The 22,726-nt window shown below is 72.6% G+C and carries 19 protein-coding genes; 12 read left to right on the top strand and 7 right to left on the bottom strand.

Annotated elements, in window-relative coordinates; genetic code table 11:
* Positions 1 to 133: 133 nt before the first annotated feature.
* Positions 134 to 1,201 (bottom strand): LacI family DNA-binding transcriptional regulator, encoded by a 1,068-nt coding sequence (locus tag ABZ172_RS12185; protein WP_356882971.1) that lies wholly within the window; start codon positions 1,199 to 1,201, stop codon positions 134 to 136.
* 110 nt (positions 1,202 to 1,311) lie between these two features.
* Between ABZ172_RS12185 and ABZ172_RS12180 the strand changes: the two genes are divergently transcribed.
* Genes ABZ172_RS12180 through ABZ172_RS12170 form a run of 3 tightly spaced genes read left to right on the top strand, consistent with a single transcriptional unit; the run spans position 1,312 to position 4,432 of the window.
* Positions 1,312 to 2,463: a Gfo/Idh/MocA family oxidoreductase gene (locus tag ABZ172_RS12180; protein ID WP_356882969.1), complete on the top strand. Its 1,152-nt coding sequence runs from the start codon at positions 1,312 to 1,314 to the stop codon at positions 2,461 to 2,463.
* On the top strand, positions 2,460 to 3,602 hold the full coding sequence (locus ABZ172_RS12175) for a dihydrodipicolinate synthase family protein (protein ID WP_356882967.1): 1,143 nt from the start codon (positions 2,460 to 2,462) through the stop codon (positions 3,600 to 3,602). Before ABZ172_RS12180 ends, ABZ172_RS12175 begins: the two co-directional genes overlap by 4 nt.
* Positions 3,599 to 4,432, top strand: coding sequence for a sugar phosphate isomerase/epimerase family protein (locus ABZ172_RS12170; protein WP_356882965.1), 834 nt, complete (start codon positions 3,599 to 3,601; stop codon positions 4,430 to 4,432). Before ABZ172_RS12175 ends, ABZ172_RS12170 begins: the two co-directional genes overlap by 4 nt.
* A gap of 323 nt (positions 4,433 to 4,755) precedes the next feature.
* On the opposite strand, the gene ABZ172_RS12165 is transcribed toward ABZ172_RS12170, so the two are convergent.
* A complete protein-coding gene (locus ABZ172_RS12165) occupies positions 4,756 to 5,139 on the bottom strand; it encodes a helix-turn-helix domain-containing protein (RefSeq protein WP_356882963.1) in 384 nt (127 codons plus the stop codon).
* A gap of 121 nt (positions 5,140 to 5,260) precedes the next feature.
* On the opposite strand from ABZ172_RS12165, the gene ABZ172_RS12160 reads away from it, so the two are divergent.
* Together ABZ172_RS12160 and ABZ172_RS12155 are read left to right on the top strand one after the other, a co-directional pair.
* Positions 5,261 to 5,668: a RidA family protein gene (locus ABZ172_RS12160; protein ID WP_356882961.1), complete on the top strand. Its 408-nt coding sequence runs from the start codon at positions 5,261 to 5,263 to the stop codon at positions 5,666 to 5,668.
* Between the two features lie 230 nt (positions 5,669 to 5,898).
* The gene (locus ABZ172_RS12155; protein WP_356882959.1) at positions 5,899 to 7,227 is read left to right on the top strand and encodes a hydrogenase expression protein HypA; all 1,329 of its coding nucleotides are present in this window, start codon (positions 5,899 to 5,901) and stop codon (positions 7,225 to 7,227) included.
* Between the two features lie 39 nt (positions 7,228 to 7,266).
* Here ABZ172_RS12155 and ABZ172_RS12150 read toward each other — a convergent pair whose 3' ends face one another.
* Positions 7,267 to 8,031 carry a class I SAM-dependent methyltransferase gene (locus ABZ172_RS12150; RefSeq protein ID WP_356882957.1) on the bottom strand — a complete coding sequence of 255 codons (765 nt, stop codon included), beginning with the start codon at positions 8,029 to 8,031 and terminating at the stop codon, positions 7,267 to 7,269.
* A gap of 417 nt (positions 8,032 to 8,448) precedes the next feature.
* On the opposite strand from ABZ172_RS12150, the gene ABZ172_RS12145 reads away from it, so the two are divergent.
* The 3 genes from ABZ172_RS12145 (at position 8,449) to ABZ172_RS12135 (ending at position 12,694) form a co-directional block, all read left to right on the top strand.
* A complete protein-coding gene (locus tag ABZ172_RS12145; protein ID WP_356882955.1) occupies positions 8,449 to 8,850 on the top strand; it encodes a hypothetical protein in 402 nt (133 codons plus the stop codon).
* Between the two features lie 116 nt (positions 8,851 to 8,966).
* Positions 8,967 to 11,198 (top strand): ATP-dependent RecD-like DNA helicase, encoded by a 2,232-nt coding sequence (locus ABZ172_RS12140; RefSeq protein WP_356882953.1) that lies wholly within the window; start codon positions 8,967 to 8,969, stop codon positions 11,196 to 11,198.
* Positions 11,199 to 11,395: 197 nt separating this feature from the next.
* A complete protein-coding gene (locus ABZ172_RS12135; protein ID WP_356882951.1) occupies positions 11,396 to 12,694 on the top strand; it encodes a citrate synthase in 1,299 nt (432 codons plus the stop codon).
* 1,114 nt (positions 12,695 to 13,808) lie between these two features.
* Here ABZ172_RS12135 and ABZ172_RS12130 read toward each other — a convergent pair.
* Together ABZ172_RS12130 and ABZ172_RS12125 are read right to left on the bottom strand one after the other, a co-directional pair.
* The gene (locus ABZ172_RS12130; RefSeq protein WP_356882949.1) at positions 13,809 to 14,069 is read right to left on the bottom strand and encodes a heavy-metal-associated domain-containing protein; all 261 of its coding nucleotides are present in this window, start codon (positions 14,067 to 14,069) and stop codon (positions 13,809 to 13,811) included.
* A gap of 95 nt (positions 14,070 to 14,164) precedes the next feature.
* Entirely contained in the window at positions 14,165 to 15,019 is an 855-nt protein-coding gene (locus tag ABZ172_RS12125) for a TetR/AcrR family transcriptional regulator (protein ID WP_356882947.1), read from the bottom strand.
* 158 nt (positions 15,020 to 15,177) lie between these two features.
* Here ABZ172_RS12125 and ABZ172_RS12120 point away from each other — a divergent pair, with 158 nt between their 5' ends.
* Together ABZ172_RS12120 and ABZ172_RS12115 are read left to right on the top strand one after the other, a co-directional pair.
* Positions 15,178 to 17,433: an MMPL family transporter gene (locus ABZ172_RS12120; RefSeq protein WP_356882945.1), complete on the top strand. Its 2,256-nt coding sequence runs from the start codon at positions 15,178 to 15,180 to the stop codon at positions 17,431 to 17,433.
* Between the two features lie 248 nt (positions 17,434 to 17,681).
* Positions 17,682 to 18,734: a zinc-dependent alcohol dehydrogenase family protein gene (locus ABZ172_RS12115; protein ID WP_356882943.1), complete on the top strand. Its 1,053-nt coding sequence runs from the start codon at positions 17,682 to 17,684 to the stop codon at positions 18,732 to 18,734.
* 219 nt (positions 18,735 to 18,953) lie between these two features.
* Here the strand turns inward: ABZ172_RS12115 and ABZ172_RS12110 are convergent, their stop codons facing one another.
* Together ABZ172_RS12110 and ABZ172_RS12105 are read right to left on the bottom strand one after the other, a co-directional pair.
* Positions 18,954 to 19,145 (bottom strand): MerR family transcriptional regulator, encoded by a 192-nt coding sequence (locus ABZ172_RS12110; protein WP_356882941.1) that lies wholly within the window; start codon positions 19,143 to 19,145, stop codon positions 18,954 to 18,956.
* A 155-nt stretch (positions 19,146 to 19,300) separates the two neighbouring features.
* Positions 19,301 to 20,227, bottom strand: coding sequence for a sugar phosphate isomerase/epimerase (locus ABZ172_RS12105; protein WP_356882939.1), 927 nt, complete (start codon positions 20,225 to 20,227; stop codon positions 19,301 to 19,303).
* A 372-nt stretch (positions 20,228 to 20,599) separates the two neighbouring features.
* Here ABZ172_RS12105 and ABZ172_RS12100 point away from each other — a divergent pair, with 372 nt between their 5' ends.
* Together ABZ172_RS12100 and ABZ172_RS12095 are read left to right on the top strand one after the other, a co-directional pair.
* Positions 20,600 to 21,775, top strand: coding sequence for a 5-dehydro-2-deoxygluconokinase (locus ABZ172_RS12100; protein ID WP_356882937.1), 1,176 nt, complete (start codon positions 20,600 to 20,602; stop codon positions 21,773 to 21,775).
* Complete coding sequence (locus tag ABZ172_RS12095; RefSeq protein ID WP_356882935.1) at positions 21,772 to 22,659, top strand: deoxyribose-phosphate aldolase; 888 nt, start codon at positions 21,772 to 21,774, stop codon at positions 22,657 to 22,659. The genes ABZ172_RS12100 and ABZ172_RS12095 overlap by 4 nt, the downstream gene beginning before the upstream one ends.
* Positions 22,660 to 22,726 lie beyond the last annotated feature (67 nt).

Below are 22,726 nucleotides of genomic sequence, written 5' to 3'. Positions count from 1 at the left end.
GGGCGGTCAGGGATGCGTGGGGGGAGCGGTCCCGGGCGGACGGTGGCGCGTGGGCCGGCACGGGTCCGGGGCGGCGGGGGAGTGCGCACCGACCCGTCGTGGCGGGCGGGCGCGGGCGCGTACGGGCCCCGGGTCAGCCGGCCGCCGGGGCGGCGGTCGATCCCCGTTCCATCAGCTCGGCGGCGATGGTCGCGGTGCCCCCGGGCGGCGGCGTCTCCTTGCCCATCGCCAGGCGTCCCGCCCGCGCCCCCGCCTCGAACAGCGGCAGCCGTACGGTCGTCAGCGCCGGGACGGCGTCCACCGAGAACGGCAGGTCGTCGAAGCCGGCCACCGAGACGTCCTCGGGGATCCGCAGCCCCAGGTCCCGCACCGCCGCGCAGGCCCCCAGCGCCACCGTGTCGTTGGCGGCGACGACGGCCGTCAGCCCGGGCTCGCGGCGCAGCAGCCCGAGCGTGGCGTCGTAGCCCGAGGCCCGGTCGTAAGGACCGTGCACGGTGACGCTCTCCTCGTCGCCGTACAGCCCGGCCGCCTTCATGGCCGCACGGTGGCCCTCCAGCCGGTGCCGGGTCGTGGTGCGTTCCCGGGGCCCGGCGACGTAGCCGATCCGCCGGTGCCCCAGGCCGATCAGATGCGCGGTGAGGCGTCGGGCGCCGCCCCGGTTGTCGAAGGCCAGCGCCGCGGTCACCGCGTCGGTGTCCGGCAGCGGGGGGCGCCCGCACAGGACGATCCGGGTCCCCGCGTCCGCGAGCTTGGCCAGCTTCACGGCCATCGCGGCCTGGTGGGCCGGGTCCTCCAGGGCGCCGCCGGTGAGGACCAGGGCCGCGGCCCGCTGGCGCTGCAGCAGGGTGAGGTAGGTGAGTTCACGCTCGGGGGAGCCGCCCGTGTTGCAGACCACCGCGAGCTTCTCGCCGCCGGCCCGGCCCGATCCGTCGCCCGGCCCGCCGATCTCGCTCTGCGCGGCGCCCGCCATGATGCCGAAGAAGGGGTCGGCGATGTCGTTGACCAGGATGCCCACCAGGTCGGACGTGGCGGCGGCGAGCGAGCTGGCCGGGCCGTTCAGCACGTAGTCCAGCTCGTCGACCGCGCGCAGCACCCGGTCCCGGGTGGACGACGCCACCGGGTAGTTGCCGTTCAGGACACGGGACACGGTGGCCGGGGACACCCGGGCGCGGGCCGCCACGTCCGCCAGGGTGACGGTCATCGCTCTCCTCCGAGGAGTCGTGGAGCGCCCCTCTTGTCCGGGCCGCTGTCGGCAGGCTAGCGTCATACCGGATAGAAAGCGCTTGCTACGGCTGTACGGAGGGAACTTTCGTGACACGCAGGACAGTGCGCATCGCCATGAACGGCGTCACGGGACGCATGGGGTACCGGCAGCACCTGGTGCGCTCGATCCTCGCGATCCGCGAGCAGGGCGGCCTCGACCTCGGTGACGGCGAGGTGCTCTGGCCGGAACCCGTGCTCGTCGGCCGGCGCGCCCACGCCCTGGAGGCCCTCGCGGACCGGCACGGGCTGACCGAGTGGTCCACCGACCTGGACGCGGTGCTCGCCGACGAGTCGATCGACGTCTACTTCGACGCCCAGGTCACCTCGGCACGCGTCGACGCGATCAAGAAGGCCGTCGCCGCCGGCAAGCACGTCTACACCGAGAAGCCCACCGCCACCGACGTCGAGGGCGCCCTCGAACTGGCCCGCCTCGCCCGCGACGCCGGCATCAAGCACGGCGTCGTCCAGGACAAGATCTTCCTCCCGGGCCTGATCAAGCTGAAGCGCCTCATCGACGGCGGCTTCTTCGGCGAGATCCTCTCCGTGCGCGGCGAGTTCGGCTACTGGGTCTTCGAAGGGGACTGGCAGGAGGCCCAGCGCCCCTCCTGGAACTACCGCGCGGAGGACGGCGGCGGCATCGTCGTCGACATGTTCCCGCACTGGGAGTACGTCCTGCACGAGCTGTTCGGCCAGGTCACGACCGTCTCGGCGCACGTCACGACGCACATCGCGCAGCGCTGGGACGAGCAGGGCAAGCCCTACGCCGCCACCGCCGACGACGCCGCGTACGGCATCTTCCAGCTGGCGGGCGGCGCCGTCGCCCAGATCAACTCCTCCTGGGCGGTCCGCGTCAACCGCGACGAGCTCGTCGAGTTCCAGGTGGACGGCACCCACGGCTCCGCCGTCGCCGGGCTGCGCAACTGCCGTGTCCAGCACCGCTCCGCCACCCCCAAGCCGGTCTGGAACCCCGACCTCCCGGTCACCGAGCCGTTCCGCGACCAGTGGCAGGAGGTACCCGACAACGCCGAGTTCGCCAACGGGTTCAAGGCGCAGTGGGAGCTCTTCCTGCGGCACATCGCCCTCGACGAGCCCTACACCTGGGACCTGATGGCGGGCGCCCGCGGCGTCCAGCTCGCCGAGCTCGGGCTGAGGTCCGCCGCCGAGGGCCGCCGCTTCGCCGTACCGGAGCTGAACCTGTGACCATCCACCTCCCGCAGGGCCCGTACGAACCCCGCACCACCCCGCTCGACCTGGCACCCTCCGGGGCGCCGCTCGTCTCCCGTACGGTCTTCTCCGCCGCCCACGTGGTGGCCGACCCGTACGCCGACGTCAGCCCCGGCGACCCGGCCGCCGTCGACTGGGACGCCACCCTCGCCTTCCGCCGCCACCTCTGGTCGCACGGCCTGGGCGTCGCCGAGGCCATGGACACCGCCCAGCGCGGCATGGGCCTGGACTGGGCCGGCGCGGCGGAGCTGATCCGCCGCTCGGCCGCCGAGGCCAGGTCCGTGGGCGGCCGGATCGCCTGCGGCGTGGGCACCGACCAGCTCACCGGACCCGCCACCCTGGCCGAGGTGCGCGCCGCGTACGAGGAGCAGCTCGCCCTGGTCGAGGAGAGCGGGGCGCAGGCGATCCTGATGGCCTCCCGGGCGCTGGCCGCCGCGGCGAAGGGCCCCGAGGACTACCTGGAGACGTACGCCCACCTCCTGCGCCAGGCCACCGAGCCGGTGATCCTCCACTGGCTCGGCCCGATGTTCGACCCGGCGCTCGACGGCTACTGGGGCAGTACGGACCTCGACGCCGCCACCGGCACCTTCCTGAAGGTCATCGCCGAACACCCGGACAAGGTCGACGGCATCAAGATCTCGCTCCTGGACGCCGAGCGCGAGATCGACGTACGGCGCCGCCTCCCGAGCGGGGTGCGCTGCTACACCGGCGACGACTTCAACTACCCCGAGCTGATCGCGGGCGACGACCGGGGCTTCAGCCACGCCCTGCTCGGCGTCTTCGACCCGCTCGGCCCGCTGGCCGCGCACGCGGTGCGGGTCCTGGACACCGGGGACCCGGCCGGCTTCCGCGCCCTGCTGGACCCCACGGTCGCGCTGTCCCGGCATCTGTTCGAGGCCCCGACCCGCTTCTACAAGACGGGTGTGGTCCTCCTCGCCTGGCTGGCGGGCCATCAGGACCACTTCACGATGGTCGGCGGTCTCCAGTCGGCCCGCTCGCTGCCGCACCTGGCGAAGGCCTACGAACTCGCCGACCGGCTGGGCCTGTTCCCGGACCCCGGGCTGGCCGAGTCCCGGATGCGCGCCCTGCTGACCGTCCACGGGGGAAACCGATGAGCAGCGAGCTGTCCCGCCTGTCCGTCAACCAGGAGACGGTCCGGCAGCTGTCCCTGCCCGAGCTCGTCGCGGGCTGCGCCGCGGCGGGCGTCGGCAGCGTCGGCCTGTGGCGCGCCCCGGTGCAGGAGTACGGCGTCGAGCGCGCCGGGCGGCTGATGAAGGACGCGGGCCTCACCGTCACCAGCCTCTGCCGCGGCGGCTTCCTCACCGCGACCGACCCCGCCGAGCGGGCCCGCGCCCTGGACGACAACCGCGCGGCGGTCGACGAGGCCGCGGGCGTGCACACCGACACCCTGGTCCTCGTCTCGGGCGGACTCCCCGCCGGGGACAAGGACCTGCACGCGGCGCGGGAGCGGATCGCCGACGCCCTGGCCGAACTGGCGCCGTACGCCGCCGAGCGGGGCGTCCGGCTGGCGATCGAGCCGCTGCACCCGATGTTCGCCTCGGACCGCTGCGTGGTCTCCACCCTCGCCCAGGCCCTGGACCTCGCGGAGCGGTTCCCGGCCGAGCAGGTCGGGGTGGTCGTGGACGCCTACCACGTCTGGTGGGACGACCGGGTCGCCGCCCAGATCGCCCGGGCGGGCGCCGGCGGACGGATCCACTCCTTCCAGCTGGCCGACTGGATCACCCCGCTCCCGGCGGGCGTCCTGGTGGGCCGGGGACAACTCGGCGACGGCTGTGTGGACTTCCGCGCCCTGCGCCGCCAGGTCGAGGCCACCGGCTTCGACGGCCCGATCGAGGTCGAGATCTTCAACGAGGGGCTCTGGGCGCGTGACGGCGCCGAGGTGATCGCCGAAGTGGCCGCACGCTATCTGGAACACGCCTGCTGAGAGGCGGTCGACGACGTAAAGGTAAAGAGATCGTCAAGGCGTGCAACCTTTGCGTACCCTCCCCGGTCGTACTCTGCGTCGGGACTTCCGGGGAGGGGTCCGGGGGGATTCGGGAAGCCCGACGGAGGGGGAGAGCGAGGGGGGTCCGGCCTCATGGCCGGGCCCCATTCCGCTTTCTGCGCACCCCGTCCCGCGTTCTGCCCGGAGCCCCGTGCCCGGCGCAGCCGCACGGTCCCGGACGCCGCTCCGCGCGCCGGCCGGACGCGGACCGGCGCCGGAGGCCCCGCGGCTCCGCTGCCGGCGCGCCTCGGGCGCCGGAGGTCTCAGCCCTCGAAGGCGCGCCGGGACGCCTCGATGTGGCCGAGGTGCCGGTGGGTCCAGTCGCACATCACGTCGACCGTCCTCCGCAGCCCCTGGCCCGGCCCGGTCAGGGTGTACTCCACCTTCGGCGGGACCGTGGGGTGCACCGTCCGCTCGACCAGCCCGTTGCGCTCCAGCATGCGCAGGTTCTGGGTGAGCATCTTGTGGCTGATGCCCTCGACCTCGGCCCGTACCTCGCTGAAGCGCAGGGTGCGCTCGCCCAGCGCCTCGATGATCAGTAGCGCCCACTTGTTGGCGACGTCCGAGAAGATCTCCCGCGCGAGCGAATCGGCCCGCCGCAGATCCGCCTGCTCCTCGGGCGAGCCGCTGAACTGCTTGGTCACCATGAGGTTCCCCTGTCACCGAAAAGTGCGTTCTTCCACGTCAGCCCACACTCTCCTACGGTGACCGAGTATCCACAAGAGAGCACGTGGGCCGGCCGGCCCACGCGAGGAGGAGGCACAGAGCATGACCGTCACCCTGATGAACCCCGCCGGACTGCCCGCGATCGACGTCTACCGCCAGGTGTCCGTCGCGACCGGCTCGAAGCTGGTCTCGATCGCCGGCCAGGTGGCCTGGGACGCCGACGGCGTCACGGTCGGCGAGGGCGACCTGGCCGCCCAGGTCGAACAGTGCTACCGCAACATCGGCACCGCCCTGGCCGGGGTCGGCGGCTCCTTCGACGACGTGACGAAGCTGACCGTGTACGCCGTCGACTGGACCCCCGACAAGATGCCCCTGCTCCTCGCGGGCATCGCCCGGGCCACGGAGCGGCTCGGGATCACCGCCGCCCCGCCGGCGTCACTCCTGGGGGTCGCGGCGCTGGACGTCCCCGCCCACCTGGTGGAGATCGAGGCCACCGCGGTCATGGACTGAGCGCGCAGGGGCGTGCCGTCGGTGCCGGACTCCGTCGGCCGACCATGGCCGGCGCAGTTCCTGTACCGTCGTGCCAGGTCCGGGCCGTTGAGGCACATCAGCCCTCGCTCTCCGTCAAGGCGCCTGCTGGGCAGAGGACTTCGCCCACCCGGTGGCCGAGGAGGGTGGGCCCGGTCGCGCGTGGCTGCGGAGCGTGGAAAACGACGCCCCCTATGAGTGAAGGAAGTCGCATGGCGCGTGAGCATGATCCTTCCAGCCCCGTACCGCCGAGGTCGGGCACGTCCTCCGGCGCCTCCGACGCGTCCGGGCCCTCGTCGCCGCCGGACCACCGGACGGTGCCGGCGCAGGACGCGGCCGGAGACCACGGTGGTGCCCTGGAGCCGGGCGGCGGGCGCGGCGACGCGTCGGCCGCAGCGGCCGGGCCGGACGCCGGTGGACACGGTCCGGCGAGCGAGGGCGCCGGGAACAGGGCTCCGGAGGGCGCGGACACCGGGGCACAGACAGCCGGGCGGGCGGCTGCCGGCGAGGCCGCAGCTCCTGCCCGCGGCGCCGGCGTCCCGGAGCCGTCGACGGAGGAGGCGCCCGGAGCGGCGTCGGCCGACTCCGGCGGGAGCACCGCTGCTCCGACCTCGGCGGCGTCCGCGACCGGCGCCGTCGGCGGGTCCCCGGGCACTGCGGTGGCGGTGGCGGCGGTCGGGAGTGGCGGCGCGGGTACGCGGACGGCCGGCGAACTGCTGGGCAGCCGCCCGAGGAAACCGGTGCTGGCCGCGGCGGCGGTCATCGGCGCGCTCCTGGTCTCCGTCCCGTTCCTCGTGGCGGGCCAGGACGACCGCGAGCCCGAGAAGGACCGCACGCAGAACGCGGCGGTCACGGTCCTGGGCGCCGAACGCTCCGAGGAGCCGGAGGCCTACACCAGCAAGTCGCCGACCCCTTCCGCGACTCCGAGCGAGGAGAAGCGGAAGGAGAAGCCGGAGCCGTCCGAGCCGCCGGCCCCCGAGCCGGTGAAGGCCTCGCCGTCGGCCGAGCCAGAGCCCGAGCCCAAGCCGAAGGCGGCCGCGGCCAGGGTGATGACGAACACGGCTGCCGGCGCGTTGAAGGGCCTCGCCGCGAGCGATCCCGGGGGGCGGCACATCTGCTACCGGGCCTTCGTGCCGGGGAGCGGCTGGCAGACACCGGTGTGTGACGGGACGATGACCGGCACGGCGGGCCAGGGCAAGAAGATCACCGCCCTCAACATCGCGGTGTGGAACGTCGGCGGGTCCTCCGCCAACGCCCTGCTGCACGACCCGGGTGCGAGCAACGGCAACGCCACGTGGGCCCCGAGCTGGACGGCCGTCGTCGCGGACGGCAAGGACAACTACATAGGCAGCGCGAAGAACGGCGCCCCGTTCCTGACGGGCTTCGCCATGAACGTCGGCAAGGGCGGCGTCTGCCACACGGCCAAGATGGGCGACGGCGGCTGGGGGCCGCAGTACTGCAAGAACAGCCGGCCCGAGTACATGTTCGTCGGCACCACCGACAACAACCGGTGGTTCGAGGCCGTGAAGCTCACGGTGTGACCCCGGGGCTCCGGCCCGCGCGGTGGAGCCCCCCGGTCGTCACCGGGGGGCTCGTCCGGACGAGGGTGCCGGGCCGGGCCCGTCCGGCTTCCTGAGGAGCGCGGCCCAGAGGAAGTCCTCGCCGAAGCACGGCGATCCGGCCGGCTCGTCCCGCATCCGCCGCAGTTCGACCTCCTCCATCCCGGAGAAGATCCAGCGCAGCGACTCGGGCGTGTAGGCGAGGCCGCCCTGGAGCCCCGCGGCGCCGTAGAGGTCGGCGTCGGACAGTTCGGAGCCCATCGCGCCGGAGGCGAAGCACGTCAGGACGAGGTGCCCGCCCGGGACGAGGGACCGCTCCACGAGCCGGAGATAGCTGACGCGGCGGTGGGGCGGCAGGTGATGGAAGCAGCCGGAGTCGTGGATCAGGTCGTAAGGACCGTCCGGGGCGTCCGGCGCGAAGGCGTCGCCGTGGTGGAAGCGGACGGCGGCACCCGCCTCGGCGGCCCGCTCCCCGGCCCAGGCGAGGGCCCCGCGCGACAGGTCGACGGCGTCCACCTCGAATCCCCGCGAGGCCAGGAACAGGGCGTTGCGTCCCGGTCCGCAGCCCAGGTCGAGTGCGCGGCCGGGCGTGATCAGGCCCCGGTCGAGCGCGGAGACGAGGTGCTCGTCCGGCTTGTCCACGAAGAACGGCACGGGCTGCGACCGGTCCGCGTAGAACGCGTCCCACCAGGCGCCCGCCCCGCCGGTCCAGCGGTCGGCCTCCGGTGCGAACAGCCTGTCCATGAGCGCCAGTACGTCGTCCACCGAGCGTACGGTCCGGTCCATCCGGAACCCCCTTCCCGAACCCCCGACCTTAGGGCCCCACAGGGGTACGGGCCGTTCGGAGCGGGTGCGGGCCGGCGCCGGAGCGCCCGCCCGGACGTGTCCGGAAGCAGGCGGGAGGCGACCCTCGCGCCGTGCGCGTCCGTCCGCCCGCGGCCCGCCCGGGCGGCGCCACGGGCCCGTTCCGGGCGGGGCCGAGGTGTCTTTTTCCCGCTCACCGCACGCACCGGGAGCCCCACCCGCCCGTACCCGCGGAACGCGGGGCCCCGGCCACCCGGGAGGCGGGGTCGTCGTACGGAGGGCGGCAGTCCCGAAAACACCCTCACCACCCGCGCCGAACCGTGACATTCTGCGGCCTTTCCCGCGGTTCGTGCCCGACAGCGGCAGGAGCCGGACCCGAACCCGACAAGGGGCACACATATGCGCGTTCACCGTCCGGCCGCACTCCTCCTGGCCGCGGCCGCCACGATCTGCTTCGCCTCACCGGCCCAGGCGAAGGAGATCGACACGATCATCTGGGAGCGGCCCGCGTCGCCGTTCAACACCCACGGCCGCGTCTACTTCGCCACGGACGGCGACCACATAGGGATCTACGACGACTACGCGGACGGGGAGTCCGTCTGCATCGACTTCTACGCCACGCCGGTGTCCACCGGCAAGAGGAAGCTCTACTCGCGCTGCAACTCCGGTGGAAAGGGCTCGCGGAAGGACTTCGACTTCGACTTCGTGGAGAACACCGAGGTCAACATCCGCGGCTGGATGTACGACCAGTCCGCGGGCTACGACCACGCCTACGGCGAGTGGTACTCCACGATCGCCTGACCTCTGACACGGGGCGTCCGGTACGCGGTGCGCGGGGGCCGGGTGGTGCCCGTTCCCCGCACCGCGGCCCGCCGGCCGGGGCCCGTGCTGTCGTACCCGCCCGATACCGTCGACCCATGTCCCACACGGCCGTACTCGAAGGCGTCCTGGAGCGCATCACCTACGCCAACGAGGAGAACGGGTACACCGTCGCCCGCGTCGACACCGGGCGCGGGGCGGGTGACCTGCTCACCGTCGTCGGTTCGCTGCTCGGCGCCCAGCCCGGCGAGTCCCTGCGGATGGAGGGGCGTTGGGGCTCCCACCCGCAGTTCGGCAAGCAGTTCCAGGTGGACAACTACACGACCGTCCTCCCGGCGACCATCCAGGGCATCCGCCGCTACCTCGGGTCGGGGCTGATCAAGGGCATCGGGCCCGTCATGGCCGACCGCATCACCACCCACTTCGGCGTCGACACCCTGGACATCATCGAGCAGCAGCCGAAGCGGCTCGTGGAGGTGCCCGGACTCGGCCCGAAGCGGACGAAGATGATCGCCGCGGCCTGGGAGGAGCAGAAGGCGATCAAAGAGGTCATGGTCTTCCTCCAGACCGTCGGCGTCTCCACCTCGATCGCCGTCCGCATCTACAAGAAGTACGAGGACGCCTCGATCTCCGTCGTGAAGAACCAGCCCTACCGGCTGGCCGCCGACGTCTGGGGCATCGGCTTCCTCACCGCCGACCGCATCGCCCAGGCGGTCGGCATCCCGCACGACAGCCCCGAGCGGGTCAAGGCCGGACTCCAGCACGCCCTCTCCCAGTCCTCCGACCAGGGGCACTGCTTCCTGCCCGAGGAACGGCTGATCGCGGACGGGGTGAAGCTGCTCCAGGTCGACACCGGGCTGGTCATCGACTGCCTGGCCGAACTCGCCGAGGACCCGGAGGGCGTCGTCCGGGAGAAGGTGCCGGGCCCCGAGGACGGACAGCCCGTCACCGCCGTCTACCTCGTCCCCTTCCACCGCGCCGAGGTCTCCCTGGCCGCCCAGGTGCAGCGGCTGCTGCGGACGCCGGAGGACCGGATGCCCGGCTTCCAGGACGTGGACTGGGACAAGGCGCTCGGATGGCTCGCCGGACGCACGGGGGCCGTGCTCGCCCCCGAGCAGGAGGCGGCCGTGCGGCTCGCGCTCACCAGGAAGGTCGCCGTCCTGACCGGCGGTCCCGGCTGCGGCAAGTCCTTCACCGTGCGCTCCGTGGTCGAACTGGCCCGCGCCAGGAACGCCAAGGTGGTGCTGGCCGCCCCCACCGGCCGGGCGGCGAAGCGGCTCTCGGAGCTGACCGGGGCGGAGGCCTCCACCGTGCACCGGCTGCTGGAGCTCAAGCCCGGCGGGGACGCGGCGTACGACCGTGAGCGCCCGCTGGACGCCGACCTGGTCGTCGTCGACGAGGCGTCGATGCTCGATCTGCTGCTGGCCAACAAGCTCGTCAAGGCCGTGGCACCCGGTGCCCATCTCCTGCTGGTCGGCGATGTGGACCAGCTGCCCTCGGTCGGCGCGGGGGAGGTGCTGCGGGACCTGCTGGCCGACGGGGGACCCGTGCCCGCCGTCCGGCTGACCACCATCTTCCGCCAGGCCCAGAAGTCCGGCGTCGTCACCAACGCCCACCGCATCAACTCCGGCGTACCGCCGCTGACCCAGGGGCTGGACGACTTCTTCCTCTTCGTGGAGGACGAGACGGAGGACGCCGGAGTGCTGGCCGTCGATGTCGCCGCCCGCCGCATCCCCGCGAAATTCGGCCTGAACCCCCGCCGTGACGTGCAGGTGCTCGCCCCGATGCACCGCGGCCCGGCCGGGGCCGGCCATCTCAACGGGCTGCTCCAGCAGGCCATCACCCCCGGGCGGCCCGGACTGCCCGAGAAGCGGTTCGGGGGCCGGGTCTTCCGGGTAGGCGACAAGGTGACACAGATCAGGAACAACTACGACAAGGGGGAGAACGGCGTCTTCAACGGCACGGTCGGCGTCGTGACCGCACTCGACACCGACGAGCAGAAGCTGACGGTCCGCACGGACGAGGAGGAGGAGATCGCGTACGACTTCGACGAGCTGGACGAGCTCGCCCACGCCTACGCGATGACCATCCACCGCTCCCAGGGCAGCGAGTACCCGGCCGTCGTCATCCCGGTCACCACCAGCGCCTGGATGATGCTCCAGCGGAACCTGCTCTACACCGCGGTGACCAGGGCCAAGAAGCTGGTCGTGCTGGTCGGTTCGCGCAAGGCCATCGGCCAGGCGGTCCGCACCGTTTCCGCCGGCAGGCGTGGTACGGCACTGGATTTCCGACTCCGCGGCGGTACGGCGGAAGACTTCCCGAAAAAATGATCGATCAAAACGGTGGGAAACATCACTGAGCTCTTCCGGAACTGCGGGACAGGGGGCAGGATGAGAAAGTTGGCGGCACTCAGTGCCGTCGATAGGTCCAATGGACGACCCCGAGTGCACTCTCCTGAGCCGAATGGGGGAGGGTGGAGACAGTCAGGGCACCTCGAAGAAGAGGCACTACGTCGGTGAGGGATGACGTGAGCGAGCACACCAACAAGGCTGTAGTACTGCGGTACGGCGACGACGAGTACACCTACCCGGTGATCAACAGCACCGTCGGCGACGAGGGCTTCGACATCGGGAAGCTCCGGGCCCATACGGGCCTGGTCACGCTGGACAGCGGATACGGCAACACGGCCGCGTACAAATCCGCCATCACCTACCTCGACGGCGAACAGGGCATCCTGCGCTACCGCGGCTACCCGATCGAGCAGCTCGCCGAGAGCTCGACCTTCCTCGAGGTCGCCTACACGCTGATCAACGGCGACCTTCCCAAGGTCGACGAGCTGTCGGCCTTCAAGAACGAGATCACCCAGCACACGCTGCTGCACGAGGACGTCAAGCGCTTCTTCGACGGCTTCCCGCGCGACGCCCACCCGATGGCCATGCTGTCCTCGGTCGTCAGCGCGCTGTCCACCTTCTACCAGGACAGCCACAACCCGTTCGACGAGGAGCAGCGCCACCTCTCGACGATCCGGCTGCTGGCCAAGCTCCCGACCATCGCGGCGTACGCGTACAAGAAGTCGATCGGCCACCCGTTCGTCTACCCGCGCAACGACCTCGGCTACGTCGAGAACTTCCTGCGCATGACGTTCTCCGTCCCGGCCCAGGAGTACGTGCCGGACCCGGTCGTCGTCTCGGCGCTGGAGAAGCTGCTCATCCTGCACGCGGACCACGAGCAGAACTGTTCGACCTCCACCGTGCGTCTGGTCGGCTCCTCGCAGGCGAACATGTTCGCCTCGATCTCCGCCGGCATCTCCGCCCTGTGGGGCCCCCTGCACGGCGGTGCCAACCAGTCGGTCCTGGAGATGCTGGAAGGCATCCAGGCCAACGGCGGCGACGTCGACTCCTTCATCCAGAAGGTGAAGAACAAGGAGGACGGCGTCCGCCTGATGGGCTTCGGCCACCGGGTGTACAAGTCCTTCGACCCGCGCGCCAAGATCATCAAGGCCGCCGCCCACGACGTGCTGTCCTCGCTCGGCAAGTCCGACGAACTGCTGGACATCGCGCTCAAGCTGGAGGAGCACGCGCTCTCCGACGAGTACTTCGTCTCGCGCAACCTCTACCCCAACGTGGACTTCTACACGGGCCTGATCTACCGCGCCATGGGCTTCCCGACCGAGATGTTCACCGTGCTGTTCGCGCTCGGCCGCCTGCCCGGCTGGATCGCCCAGTGGCACGAGATGATCAAGGAGCCGGGATCCCGCATCGGCCGCCCGCGCCAGATCTACACCGGTGAGGTCCTGCGCGACTTCGTCCCGGCCGAGGGACGCTGACGCCCGAGAACCACCGCTCCGCCTCCGGCCGTCCGCGGCCGGCATCCTTCGCCCCGCGTGCCGCGCTCGCCCAGTCCCGAGCGCGGCGTCCGGGGCGTTTCGGCGTTCCGGGGGCCGGTCGCGCCGGGCGGCCCGTCGTGGCGGTGACTCCGTCATGCGCCCCTGGCACATGCGAGAAACGCCCCGCCGCCGATCCCCCCACGGGTCGACGGACAGGGCGCTTCCCATATCCCGGAGCGGATTCCCCCCACGGGATCCGGCCGGGCGTCTGCAGGGAGCCTGAACTCCCGTTGTTGAGCGGTGGTGCCTATTCAGTTCGGTCCTGCTGTGCGGCTGCCGGGGTACGTACGGACAGGAGGGCCGCTCAAAGCTCCCCGGTGCACGTGCCCCGGCCAACGCTGCCAGGAGCGTCCCCCAAGACACTCCATCGGACGTCCCCCAAGACATCCTTGGCATCGCACTCTTAGACTCACCAACCCATCAGATGGTTACCCTCGAATCGGTGTGATCTAAGTCTCTTTGTGGAAATCGTGTGAAGGGGTGCGACCCCGGGCCGCCCTTCGCGGCGGAGACCCGTGCGAACGCCCGTCGCCGACCTCTGTGATCATGGCTCTGATCAGCCCGAACGCAGCGGAAGGCAGTGCGGTCACGCGGTAGCCGGAAGCGTGGAGGATTGCTTCTGATGCTGCACAGAATACGCCCCGACAGGTGGAAAGCGGCAGGGTTCACCTTGAGATCTCCATGAACCTGCGCGCGGCCGGGCCGTCGCTGCTCCCGATCGCGACGGGCGACCGGCCTTGGCCTGAAAGTACCGTACGGCCTCCGCCCGCTCGCAGGGGAGGTCTCCGGGGGTGCGGGAGTGTCCTCCCGTCCCGGGGCTGAAGCCCTCCGCTCCCGAGTTCCGGGGGTGCGGGAGCCGGGGCGCGGGAAGCCGGGCCGGCAGCCCCTCCCGGGTGCGGCGGGCCGGTGGGTCCGGGGTGCTGCCGGCCGATGGGCCGGCGGGGCCGGGAGGGGGAAGCCTGTGGGGGCCGGGCCGCGATGGGCCGGTGGGCCGCCGGGGCGCAGCGGACCGGTGGGTCGCCGCCGGGCCCGGGGTGTGGCGGGGCGGCCGGGCTCAGGTGCGGCCCACCAGCTCGTATCCGGCCTCGTCGACGGCTGCGCGGACGGCCTCGTCGGTCAGCGGCGCGGCGGAGGTCACGGTCACCCGGCCCGCTGCCGCCTCCGCCTTCACCGAGGTCACGCCCTCGATCGCGGAGAGCTCCTCGGAGACCGCCCCCTCGCAGTGCCCGCAGCTCATGCCCGTCACCTCGTACACCGCGGTGACGCCCTCCGCTCCGGTGCCGGCGGTCCGGGGCGTGTCTGTCTCGGTGGTCATGACGTTCTCCTCTTCGCAGGCACACAAGGTGTGACGGATGTGGTGCGAGGGTGTACCGGGAGTCCGGTGAGCCTGCCCGCAAGGCCATGGTACCCCTAGGGGGTATGGGGCGGTCGAGTCGCCTCCGTGTCGGGTGTGTCGCACACCAGGGGTTCCAGGTAGCGGCGCATCACGGCCTTCAGCTCCTCCGTGTACGCCTCCCGCTCGGCGCCCTCGTGTGCCATGACCAGGTCGAGTCCGGCCTTGAACAGGACGAAGGACATCTCCGCGGTGCGACTGACCTGGTCCGCGGGCAGCTCCGGCAGGTAGGCGCCGAGGAGCTCCTCCGTCCTGGTGAGCATCGAGGCGTGCAGGGCGTCGTGCTCCCGTGTGATCACGCCCGGGATCTCGGAGCCGTGGGTGAGCACAGCGAAGGCCGGGTTCTCGCAGTTGAAGGCGATGAGGGGGTCGAGGACCGTGTTCAGCATCTCGTCGAGGGGCAGCTCGATGCGGCTGACGACGAACGCGGCGCCGTACGTCTCCCGCCAGCGGTGCAGGAGCTGTTCGCCGAGCTTGATGGCGATCGCTTCCTTGTTGGGGAAGAACTGGTAGAGCGTGCCGGGCGAGACGCCCGCCTCGCGGGCGATGGCGTTGGTGCTCGCGCCGTTGTACCCGCTGGCGCAGAAGACCGCCGCGGCGGCCTCCAGCAGCTGGGCGACGCGGGCCTCGCCGCGCGCCTGGCGGCGGCGCGGCCGGCCGGTGGTGCCGCCGGGCGCGGCCCCTGCGGGGGAAGCCTCGTCCGCCGGCGCCGCTGCGGGGGGAGTCCCGTCCGTGGCTGCCCCGGCTGCGGCAGTCCCGCCCGCATCCGTGTCGGGCCGCTCGGGCCCGCCGGGTGCGCCGTCCTGCTCGCGCGCGCTTCGCCCGCCGCTCCGCACGGTCGCGGTCGCTTCTTCCGCTCTGGCCTCCGGCACCGTGGATCCCCAGCTCTCAAGACGCGGTTGACAAACACGAGCGGTCGCTCGCATTCTGATGAAACACGAGCGAGGACTCGTGTTTGCCAGTGTACGTGGCAATGGCCGACCCATGCTGCCCTGTGCTGCCCGGGTCCCGGTGAAGGGGACACCGCACCATGTCGGAAGTCAACAGCTCGGAGCGCGTCGGGGGGTGGACCCGCCTCGTCACCGCGCGGCCGCGGCTGACGCTGCTGGCCGCACTGGTGATCACGGCGCTCGCCGTGTTCGCGGGCGGCGGGGTGGCCGACCGGATGGGCAGCGGTGGCTGGGAGGCGCCCGACGCCGAGTCGACCTACACGACCCAGGTGCTGGAGCGCGAGTTCCCCGCGTCCCAGCCCAACCTCCTGCTGCTCCTCGACAGCGGTGACACCTCGGTCGACGACCCCGCGGTGGCCGCCGAGGCGGCCCGGCTCACCGACCGGCTCTCGGCCGAGCCCGGCATCACCGGCGTCGGCTCGTACTGGCGGACGAAGTCCCCCGCCCTGCGCTCCTCGGACGGACACGAGGCGATCGTCGCCGCCCGGATCGAGGGGGACGAGAAGGCGGCCGGCGAGACCCTCGACCGGATAGCCCCCCTCTACCGGGGCGCGCACGGCCCGGTGCAGGTCTCCGTCGGCGGGCCCGTCGCCGTCCGGCACGAGATGCAGAACATCATCCAGGAGGACCTGCTGAGGGCCGAGCTCATCGCTCTGCCGGTCACCCTGGTGCTGCTGGTCATGGTCTTCGGCAGCGCGGTCGCGGCCCTGCTGCCGCTCGGCGTCGGGATCGTCGCGATCCTCGGGACCAACGCGGTGCTGCGGGGCATCACCGAGTTCACCGACGTCTCCGTCTTCGCCCAGAACCTCACCACGGCCCTGGGGCTCGGACTCGCCATCGACTACGCCCTGTTCCTCGTGCGCCGGTTCCGTGAGGAGCTCTCCGCCGGGGCCGACCCGCGGGTCGCGATCGGCACCACCCTGCGCACGGCGGGCCGCACGGTGCTCTTCTCCGCGCTGACGGTGGCGGTCTCGCTGGCCGCGATGATGGTCTTCCCCCAGTACTTCCTGCGCTCCTTCGCCTACGCGGGCATCGCCGTGGTGCTGCTGGCCGCCGCCGCTGCCCTCATCCTGCTGCCGGCCGCGCTGATGCTGCTCGGCCCGCGGGTCAACGCACTGGACCTGCGCCGGCTGCTGCGCCGCCGCCGCGGGAAGCCGGTCTCCGCACCGGAGGGGTCCGGGGGCCCGGGCAGCGGATGGGCCCGCTTCTCGGTGCTCGTGATGCGCAGGGCCCCCGTCTTTGCCGTGGTCACCACGGTGGGGCTCGTGCTCCTGGGACTCCCCTTCCTCGGGGTGAAGTTCGGCACCGCGGACGACCGGCAGCTGCCGGCCGCGGCCGAGTCCCGTGTCGTCCAGGAACACCTGCGGGACGGCTTCCCCGGGAGCCCGGGAGGCGGCATCGAAGTCCTCGCGGAGGGCGCCGTGAGTCCCGGCCGGTACACCGGCTTCAAGGAGCGGATCGAGGCGCTCCCCGGGGTGCTGCGGGTGGACGGCCCCGTGGTGGGCGACGGCTTCGCGTACTACGACGTCCTGCCCGAGGGCGAGGCCGTCGGCCAGGGTGCCCAGGACCTGGTCCGGGAGCTGCGGGCGGTACCGGCCCCCTTCGACACCACGGTCACCGGCACCGCGGCCGTCCTGGTCGATTCCAAGGACGCCATAGCGGACCGGCTGCCCTGGGCGGTGGGCATCATCGTCGTGGTGACCCTGCTGCTGGTCTTCCTGCTGACCGGCAGCGTCCTGATACCGCTCCAGGCGGTCGTGCTCAACGCGCTCAGTCTGACAGCGATGTTCGGCGCGGTGGTCTGGGTCTTCCAGGACGGACACCTCTCCGGGATCCTCTCCTTCACCAGCACCGGTGACATCGAGACGACGCTGCCCGTGCTGATGTTCTGTGTGGCCTTCGGCCTCTCCATGGACTACGGCGTGTTCCTGCTCTCCCGGATCAAGGAGGAGTACGACCGGACCGGCGACCACGAACACGCGGTGACGTTCGGACTCCGGCACACCGGCGGCCTGATCACCGCGGCGGCCGTCATCCTGGCCGTGGTGATGGTCGCCATCGGTACCTCACGGGTGACCAACACCAAGATGCTCGGGCTCGGGATCGCGCTGGCCGTGCTGATGGACGCCATGGTGGTGCGCAGTCTGCTGGTGCCGGCCGTGATGAAGCTGACGGGCCGGCTGACCTGGTGGGCCCCCACCCCGCTGCGCGCCTTCCACCGGCGGTTCGGGCTGAGCGAGGGGGAGTCCGCCCCCGCCCCGGAGCGGCATACGGGGGAGCGGTCCGAGCCCGCCGGGCGGGAGCAGGAGCGGGACAGCGTCACGGCCGGGGCGTAGATTCGCCTGACCCTGCCCCTGCCCCAGGGCCCCGCAGGGAGCCTGACCGGGGGCCGGGCGGCGGTGCCTGCCGGGGACCGGGGCGAGGTCCGGGCCGCGGACGGTGGTCGCCGGGCCGGTTGCCGGGCAGGTCGTCGGTCCGGTCGCGGGGGGCCGGTCTCGGGGCGGGTGACCGAGGAACGGCGGTCCGGGGGCGGTCGGGGCGGGGTACGGCGGGGCGAGCGGGCGGATCAGGGAAGGCGGAGCCGATGCGGGCAGTGGTGTTCGAGGAGTTCGGGCAGGAGGCCCGGGTGCGGGACCTCCCGGATCCCGCACCCCCGGCCGGGGGAGTGGTCGTCCGGGTCGAGGCCACGGGGCTCTGCCGGAGTGACTGGCACGGCTGGATGGGGCACGATCCCGGTATCGCCCTCCCGCACGTCCCCGGGCACGAACTGGCCGGAGTCGTCGAGGAGACGGGGTCCGGCGTGCACAACTGGCGCGTCGGCGACCGGGTCACCGTGCCGTTCGTCTGTGCCTGCGGCCGGTGTCCCGCCTGCGCGGCCGGCGCCCAGCAGGTCTGTGAGCGCCAGACGCAACCGGGCTTCACCCACTGGGGATCCTTCGCCGAGTACGTGGCGCTGGAGCAGGCCGACGTGAATCTGGTCGCGGTGCCCGAAGGGCTGTCGCCCGCCACCGCGGCCGGTCTCGGCTGCCGGTTCGCCACGGCGTTCCGGGCCGTCGTGGGGCAGGGCCGGGTGGCGCCGGGGGAGTGGGTCGCCGTGCACGGCTGCGGCGGGGTCGGGCTGTCGGCCGTGATGATCGCGGTGGCCTGCGGAGCCCGGGTCGTCGCGGTCGACGTCTCGCAGCGGGCCCTGGAGCTGGCGCGGGCGTTCGGCGCCGCCGCGTGCGTGGACGCCTCCGCGCACCCTGCCGGCGCGGACGAGGCCGTACGCGAACTGACCGGCGGCGGGGCCCATCTGTCGCTGGACGCGCTGGGCTCGACGATCACCTGCGCCGCGTCCGTCCGGAGCCTGCGCCGACAGGGCCGGCACGTCCAGGTCGGGCTGCTGCCGTCGGTGGCCGGTGACCCCGTCGTCCCCATGGCACGGGTGATCGGCCTGGAGCTGGAGATCCTCGGCAGCCACGGCATGGCCGCCCATGACTACCCGCCCATGATGGACATGGTCCGCGCGGGCACCCTGCGACCGGACCTCCTGGTGACCTCGGCCATCGGCCTGGACGCCGCCCCGGCCGCGCTCGCCGCGATGGACACCACACCCGGAGCGGGAGTCACGATCATCGAACCGGCGAAGAGGGCCTGAGCCATGGGGTGAGGACCGGCGCGGTACCTCCGGGGCCGCCGGATCTCCAGGGCCGCCGGGACCTCAGGTATATCCCGGGCCTCCGGGCGGCGGGGCCCGGGGACGGGCCGCGGGTGCGGCCCGGGGCGAGGGGCGGAGGAAGGCCGGGGGCGGGCCTGCGGGCGGCGGGAAGCCCGCAGGCCCGCCCCCGGTTCGACGCCCCAGGTTCGACGCCCCGGCTCAACGCCCCCGGTTGCTGGGCCGGGAAGCGATCCACGCGAGGACGGTGTCCCCGAACCAGAAGGGCTTCCCGTGCCGGACATCGTCGGGAGGCGGCAGCAGCCCGTGCTTCCGGTAGGAGCGGACCGTGTCCGGGCGGACCTCGATGTGCGCCGCGATGTCCTTGTACGACCAGAGCGTTCTGTCCGTCATGAATGACCCCTCTCCGTACGTCCGTGCACCTCTGCCGTAGAACGAGAGGCCGCCCGGACCGGGCAGGGGGTGTCGCCGGGTCGTGACACGGCGCGGGCGGAATCGGGACATACGTCACCGGAAGATGACCGGCCCGGCGCAACCGGGCCCCGGGCTCAGGAGGACGGCCGGGCGGGTCCGCAGGTGCGGAGGAACGCCCGGGTGCGGCGTGCGATGGGCAGCGGCCGGTCGGGCGGACAGGGATACATGTCCTGCTCGACGATGGCGAACAGGTCGGTGTCCAGGGCGCGCGCGGCGTCCAGGACCGGTTCCAGCGCAGGCACTCCGTCCGGCGGTTCGCACATCACTCCGCGGGCCACGGCCGGCCCGAACGGCACCCCGTTCGCGACGACGTCGGCGAGCACCACCGGGTCGACCTGCTTCAGGTGCAGGTAGCCGATCCGCTCGCCGTAGGTCCGGATGAGCTTCACGCTGTCCCCGCCGCAGTACGCGTAGTGGCCGGTGTCGAGGCAGAGGGAGACCAGCCCGGGGTCGGTGGCGTCGAGGAAGCGGTTGACGTTCTCCTCGCTGTCGATGTGCGTGTCGGCGTGCGGGTGCACCACGATCCGCAGCCCGTAGCGGTCCCGCACCTCGCGGGCCAGGCGCTCCGTCTGGGTGGTGAGGTCACGCCACTGCGCGGCGCTGAGCGTACGGTCCTCCAGCACCTCGCCCGTCTTGTCGTCCCGCCAGAAGGACGGGATGACCACCAGGTACCCGGCGCCCATCGCCCGGGTGAGCGCCGCGATGTCCGCGACATGCGCCCAGGTCCGGTCCCAGACCGCCGGGCCGTGGTGCAATCCGGTGAAGACCGTGCCTGCGGAGACGGCGAGATTCCGGCGGGCGGTCTCGTCCGCGAGCCGGGCGGGATCGGTCGGCAGGTAGCCGTAGGGGCCGAGCTCGATCCACTCGTACCCCGCCTCGGAGACCTCGTCGAGGAACCGTTCCCAGGGCACCTGTTGCGGATCGTCGGGGAACCACACCCCCCACGAATCGGGTGCCGAACCGATGCGGATGCGGGCCGAAGAGGGCGTGGAGGAGGTCATATCGCCCACCCTCCGGCCCTCGGGAAACAGTGTCAAGAGTTCGTCCGAATGTCCGGACAAAGTGTTGACAGTCTTTCGGGTGAGGGCTAGACCTGGGGTCGGCCGTCCGGCCGTGGCCGGCTCCCGTCGCCCGGTCCCGGAGGCCGGCCGGCGGGACGGATGGGCTGACAGGACGGACCGGCTGACAGGGCCGGGCGACGGGACGGGCGCAGAGACGAAGCACCGGCACGCCATACAGGGCCGACGGCACGACATACAGGACCGAAGCACCGGCACGAAGCACCGGCACGAAGCACCGGGCCCAAGTGCCGGGCGGGGCGCCGGGATGCCGGGACGGAGTACCGGTCGGAGGACCGGGTCGAAGGGATGCGTATGCCTGAGCCGTACGACGTGATCACCATGGGGCGGATCGGGGTGGACATCTACCCGTTGCAGACCGGTGTGCCTCTGGCCCGGGTCGAGACCTTCGGGAAGTTCCTCGGCGGCTCACCGTCCAACGTCGCCGTGGCCGCCGCCCGGCTGGGACGGCGGACGGCGGTGATCACCCGGACCGGACGGGACCCCTTCGGCGACTACCTGCACCAGGCGCTGGGGGAGTTCGGCGTGGACGACCGGTGGGTGACCGCCGTGCCGGAGTACCCGACCCCGGTCACCTTCTGCGAGATCTTCCCGCCGGACGACTTCCCCCTCTACTTCTACCGCCGGCCCCGGGCCCCCGATCTGGAGATCCGCGCCGAGGAACTCGACCTGGACGCCGTGCGGGCCGCCCGGGTCTTCTGGATGACCGGCACCGGGCTGTGCGCCGAACCCAGCCGCACCGCGACCCTCACCGCACTCCGGGCCCGCAGCGAGGCCCTGGACGAACGGGCACCCGAAGAGGCCCCGGGCCAACGGACACCCGAACAGGCCTCGGACGCCCGCACCCCCGGCGGACCCCCGGACGGCCGCACCCCCGGGGAGGGCGCGCACGGCGGTGCCCGTGGTGCAGCCGTGCGCGGGTCCGGTCCTCCGCGGGTCACCGTCTTCGACCTGGACTGGCGTCCCGTGTTCTGGGGCGAGGTGAAGGAGGGGGAGGACCCGGCCGCCCGCGAGGGGGACGACGAGGCCGCCCGCGTCCACTACCGCGAGGCGCTCGCCCACGCCACGGTCGCCGTCGGCAACCTCGACGAGTGCGAGGTCGCCACCGGGGAGCGCGATCCGCACGCCGCCGCACGCGCCCTGCTCGCAGCCGGACCCGAACTCGCCGTCGTCAAACAGGGACCGGCAGGGGTCCTCGCCGTCCACCGCGACGGCACCACCGCCGAGATCCCGCCCCTGCCCGTCGACGTCGTCAACGGCCTGGGAGCCGGGGACGCCTTCGGCGGCGCCCTCTGCCACGGCCTCCTCTCCGGCTGGGACACGGAACGCGTCATGCGCTACGCCAACGCGGCCGGCGCCATCGTGGCCTCCCGGCTCGCCTGCTCCTCCGCCATGCCCCACCCGCACGAGGTCGAACAGGCCCTCGCCGACGGCGCGGTGACCGCGGCCGCCCCGGGGACGGCCCCGTGAGCCCCGCCGCGGCCGGCGCCGCCGACCTCGTCCGGATCCGCGCCCACCGGCCCGAGGCCGTCGCCGAGGCGGCCGCGGCCCGCCGCAGGCGGCCCCTCCTCGGGCCCACCGGACGGCTGATGATCATCGCGGCGGACCACCCGGCCCGCGGCGCCCTCGCCGCCGGCGGCGACGACCTGGCCATGGCCGACCGCTTCGACCTGCTCGAACGCCTCCGTGTCGCACTGGACCGGCCCGGCGTCGACGGCGTGCTCGCGGGCGCCGACGTCCTGGAGGACCTGCTGCTCCTGGGCGCGCTGGAGGACAGGATCGCCATCGGCTCCATGAACCGCGGCGGACTCGCCGGCGCCTCCTTCGAGCTGGACGACCGCTTCACCGGCCACCGCGCCCTCGACCTCTCCCGGCAGGGACTCGACGCGGGCAAACTGCTCCTGCGGATCGACCACCACGACCCCGGCTCCCTGGACACCCTGCACACCGCCGCCCGCACCGTGAACGCCATGGCCGACCACCGGCTGCCCGTCTTCGTCGAGCCCTTCCTCTGCCGGCGCACCCCCGCGGGGATCCGCACCGACCTGCGGGCCGCCGCCGTCACCACGTCCATCGCCATCGCCTCGGGGCTGGGCGGCACCTCCGCGTACACCTGGCTCAAGGTCCCCGTGACGGAGGACCCCGAGGACATGGCGCGGGTGATGCGGACCTCGACCCTGCCCGCGGTGCTGCTCGGCGGTGAGGTCGGGGACGACCCGGACACGGCGTACGAACGGTGGCGCGGCGCGCTGCGGCTGCCGACCGTCCAGGGGCTGGTCGTCGGCCGTTCGCTGCTCTACCCGGCCGACGGCGACGTGGCCGGTGCCGTCGACACGGCCGTGGGACTCCTGTGAACGAGGCCCGGTCCGCCCCCGTGAGCGAGGCAGGGCGGTGACTCCGGTGAACGAGGCCCGCCGACGG

The organism is Streptomyces sp. NPDC006296 (assembly GCF_040613235.1).
Taxonomy (GTDB): domain Bacteria; phylum Actinomycetota; class Actinomycetes; order Streptomycetales; family Streptomycetaceae; genus Streptomyces.
Note: the sequence above shows the minus strand (reverse complement) of the source record. Positions and strands in the feature narration are given on the sequence as shown.

Bases quoted from the DNA above. Each gene is read 5' to 3' on its own strand.
- ABZ172_RS12185 (WP_356882971.1), bottom strand. From the start codon at position 1,201: ATGACCGTCACCCTGGCGGACGTGGCGGCCCGCGCCCGGGTGTCCCCG.
- ABZ172_RS12170 (WP_356882965.1), top strand. From the start codon at position 3,599: ATGAGCAGCGAGCTGTCCCGCCTGTCCGTCAACCAGGAGACGGTCCGG.
- ABZ172_RS12165 (WP_356882963.1), bottom strand. From the start codon at position 5,139: ATGGTGACCAAGCAGTTCAGCGGCTCGCCCGAGGAGCAGGCGGATCTG.
- ABZ172_RS12160 (WP_356882961.1), top strand. From the start codon at position 5,261: ATGACCGTCACCCTGATGAACCCCGCCGGACTGCCCGCGATCGACGTC.
- ABZ172_RS12155 (WP_356882959.1), top strand. From the start codon at position 5,899: ATGGCGCGTGAGCATGATCCTTCCAGCCCCGTACCGCCGAGGTCGGGC.
- ABZ172_RS12150 (WP_356882957.1), bottom strand. From the start codon at position 8,031: ATGGACCGGACCGTACGCTCGGTGGACGACGTACTGGCGCTCATGGAC.
- ABZ172_RS12145 (WP_356882955.1), top strand. From the start codon at position 8,449: ATGCGCGTTCACCGTCCGGCCGCACTCCTCCTGGCCGCGGCCGCCACG.
- ABZ172_RS12140 (WP_356882953.1), top strand. From the start codon at position 8,967: ATGTCCCACACGGCCGTACTCGAAGGCGTCCTGGAGCGCATCACCTAC.
- ABZ172_RS12130 (WP_356882949.1), bottom strand. From the start codon at position 14,069: ATGACCACCGAGACAGACACGCCCCGGACCGCCGGCACCGGAGCGGAG.
- ABZ172_RS12120 (WP_356882945.1), top strand. From the start codon at position 15,178: ATGTCGGAAGTCAACAGCTCGGAGCGCGTCGGGGGGTGGACCCGCCTC.
- ABZ172_RS12115 (WP_356882943.1), top strand. From the start codon at position 17,682: ATGCGGGCAGTGGTGTTCGAGGAGTTCGGGCAGGAGGCCCGGGTGCGG.
- ABZ172_RS12110 (WP_356882941.1), bottom strand. From the start codon at position 19,145: ATGACGGACAGAACGCTCTGGTCGTACAAGGACATCGCGGCGCACATC.
- ABZ172_RS12105 (WP_356882939.1), bottom strand. From the start codon at position 20,227: ATGACCTCCTCCACGCCCTCTTCGGCCCGCATCCGCATCGGTTCGGCA.
- ABZ172_RS12100 (WP_356882937.1), top strand. From the start codon at position 20,600: ATGCCTGAGCCGTACGACGTGATCACCATGGGGCGGATCGGGGTGGAC.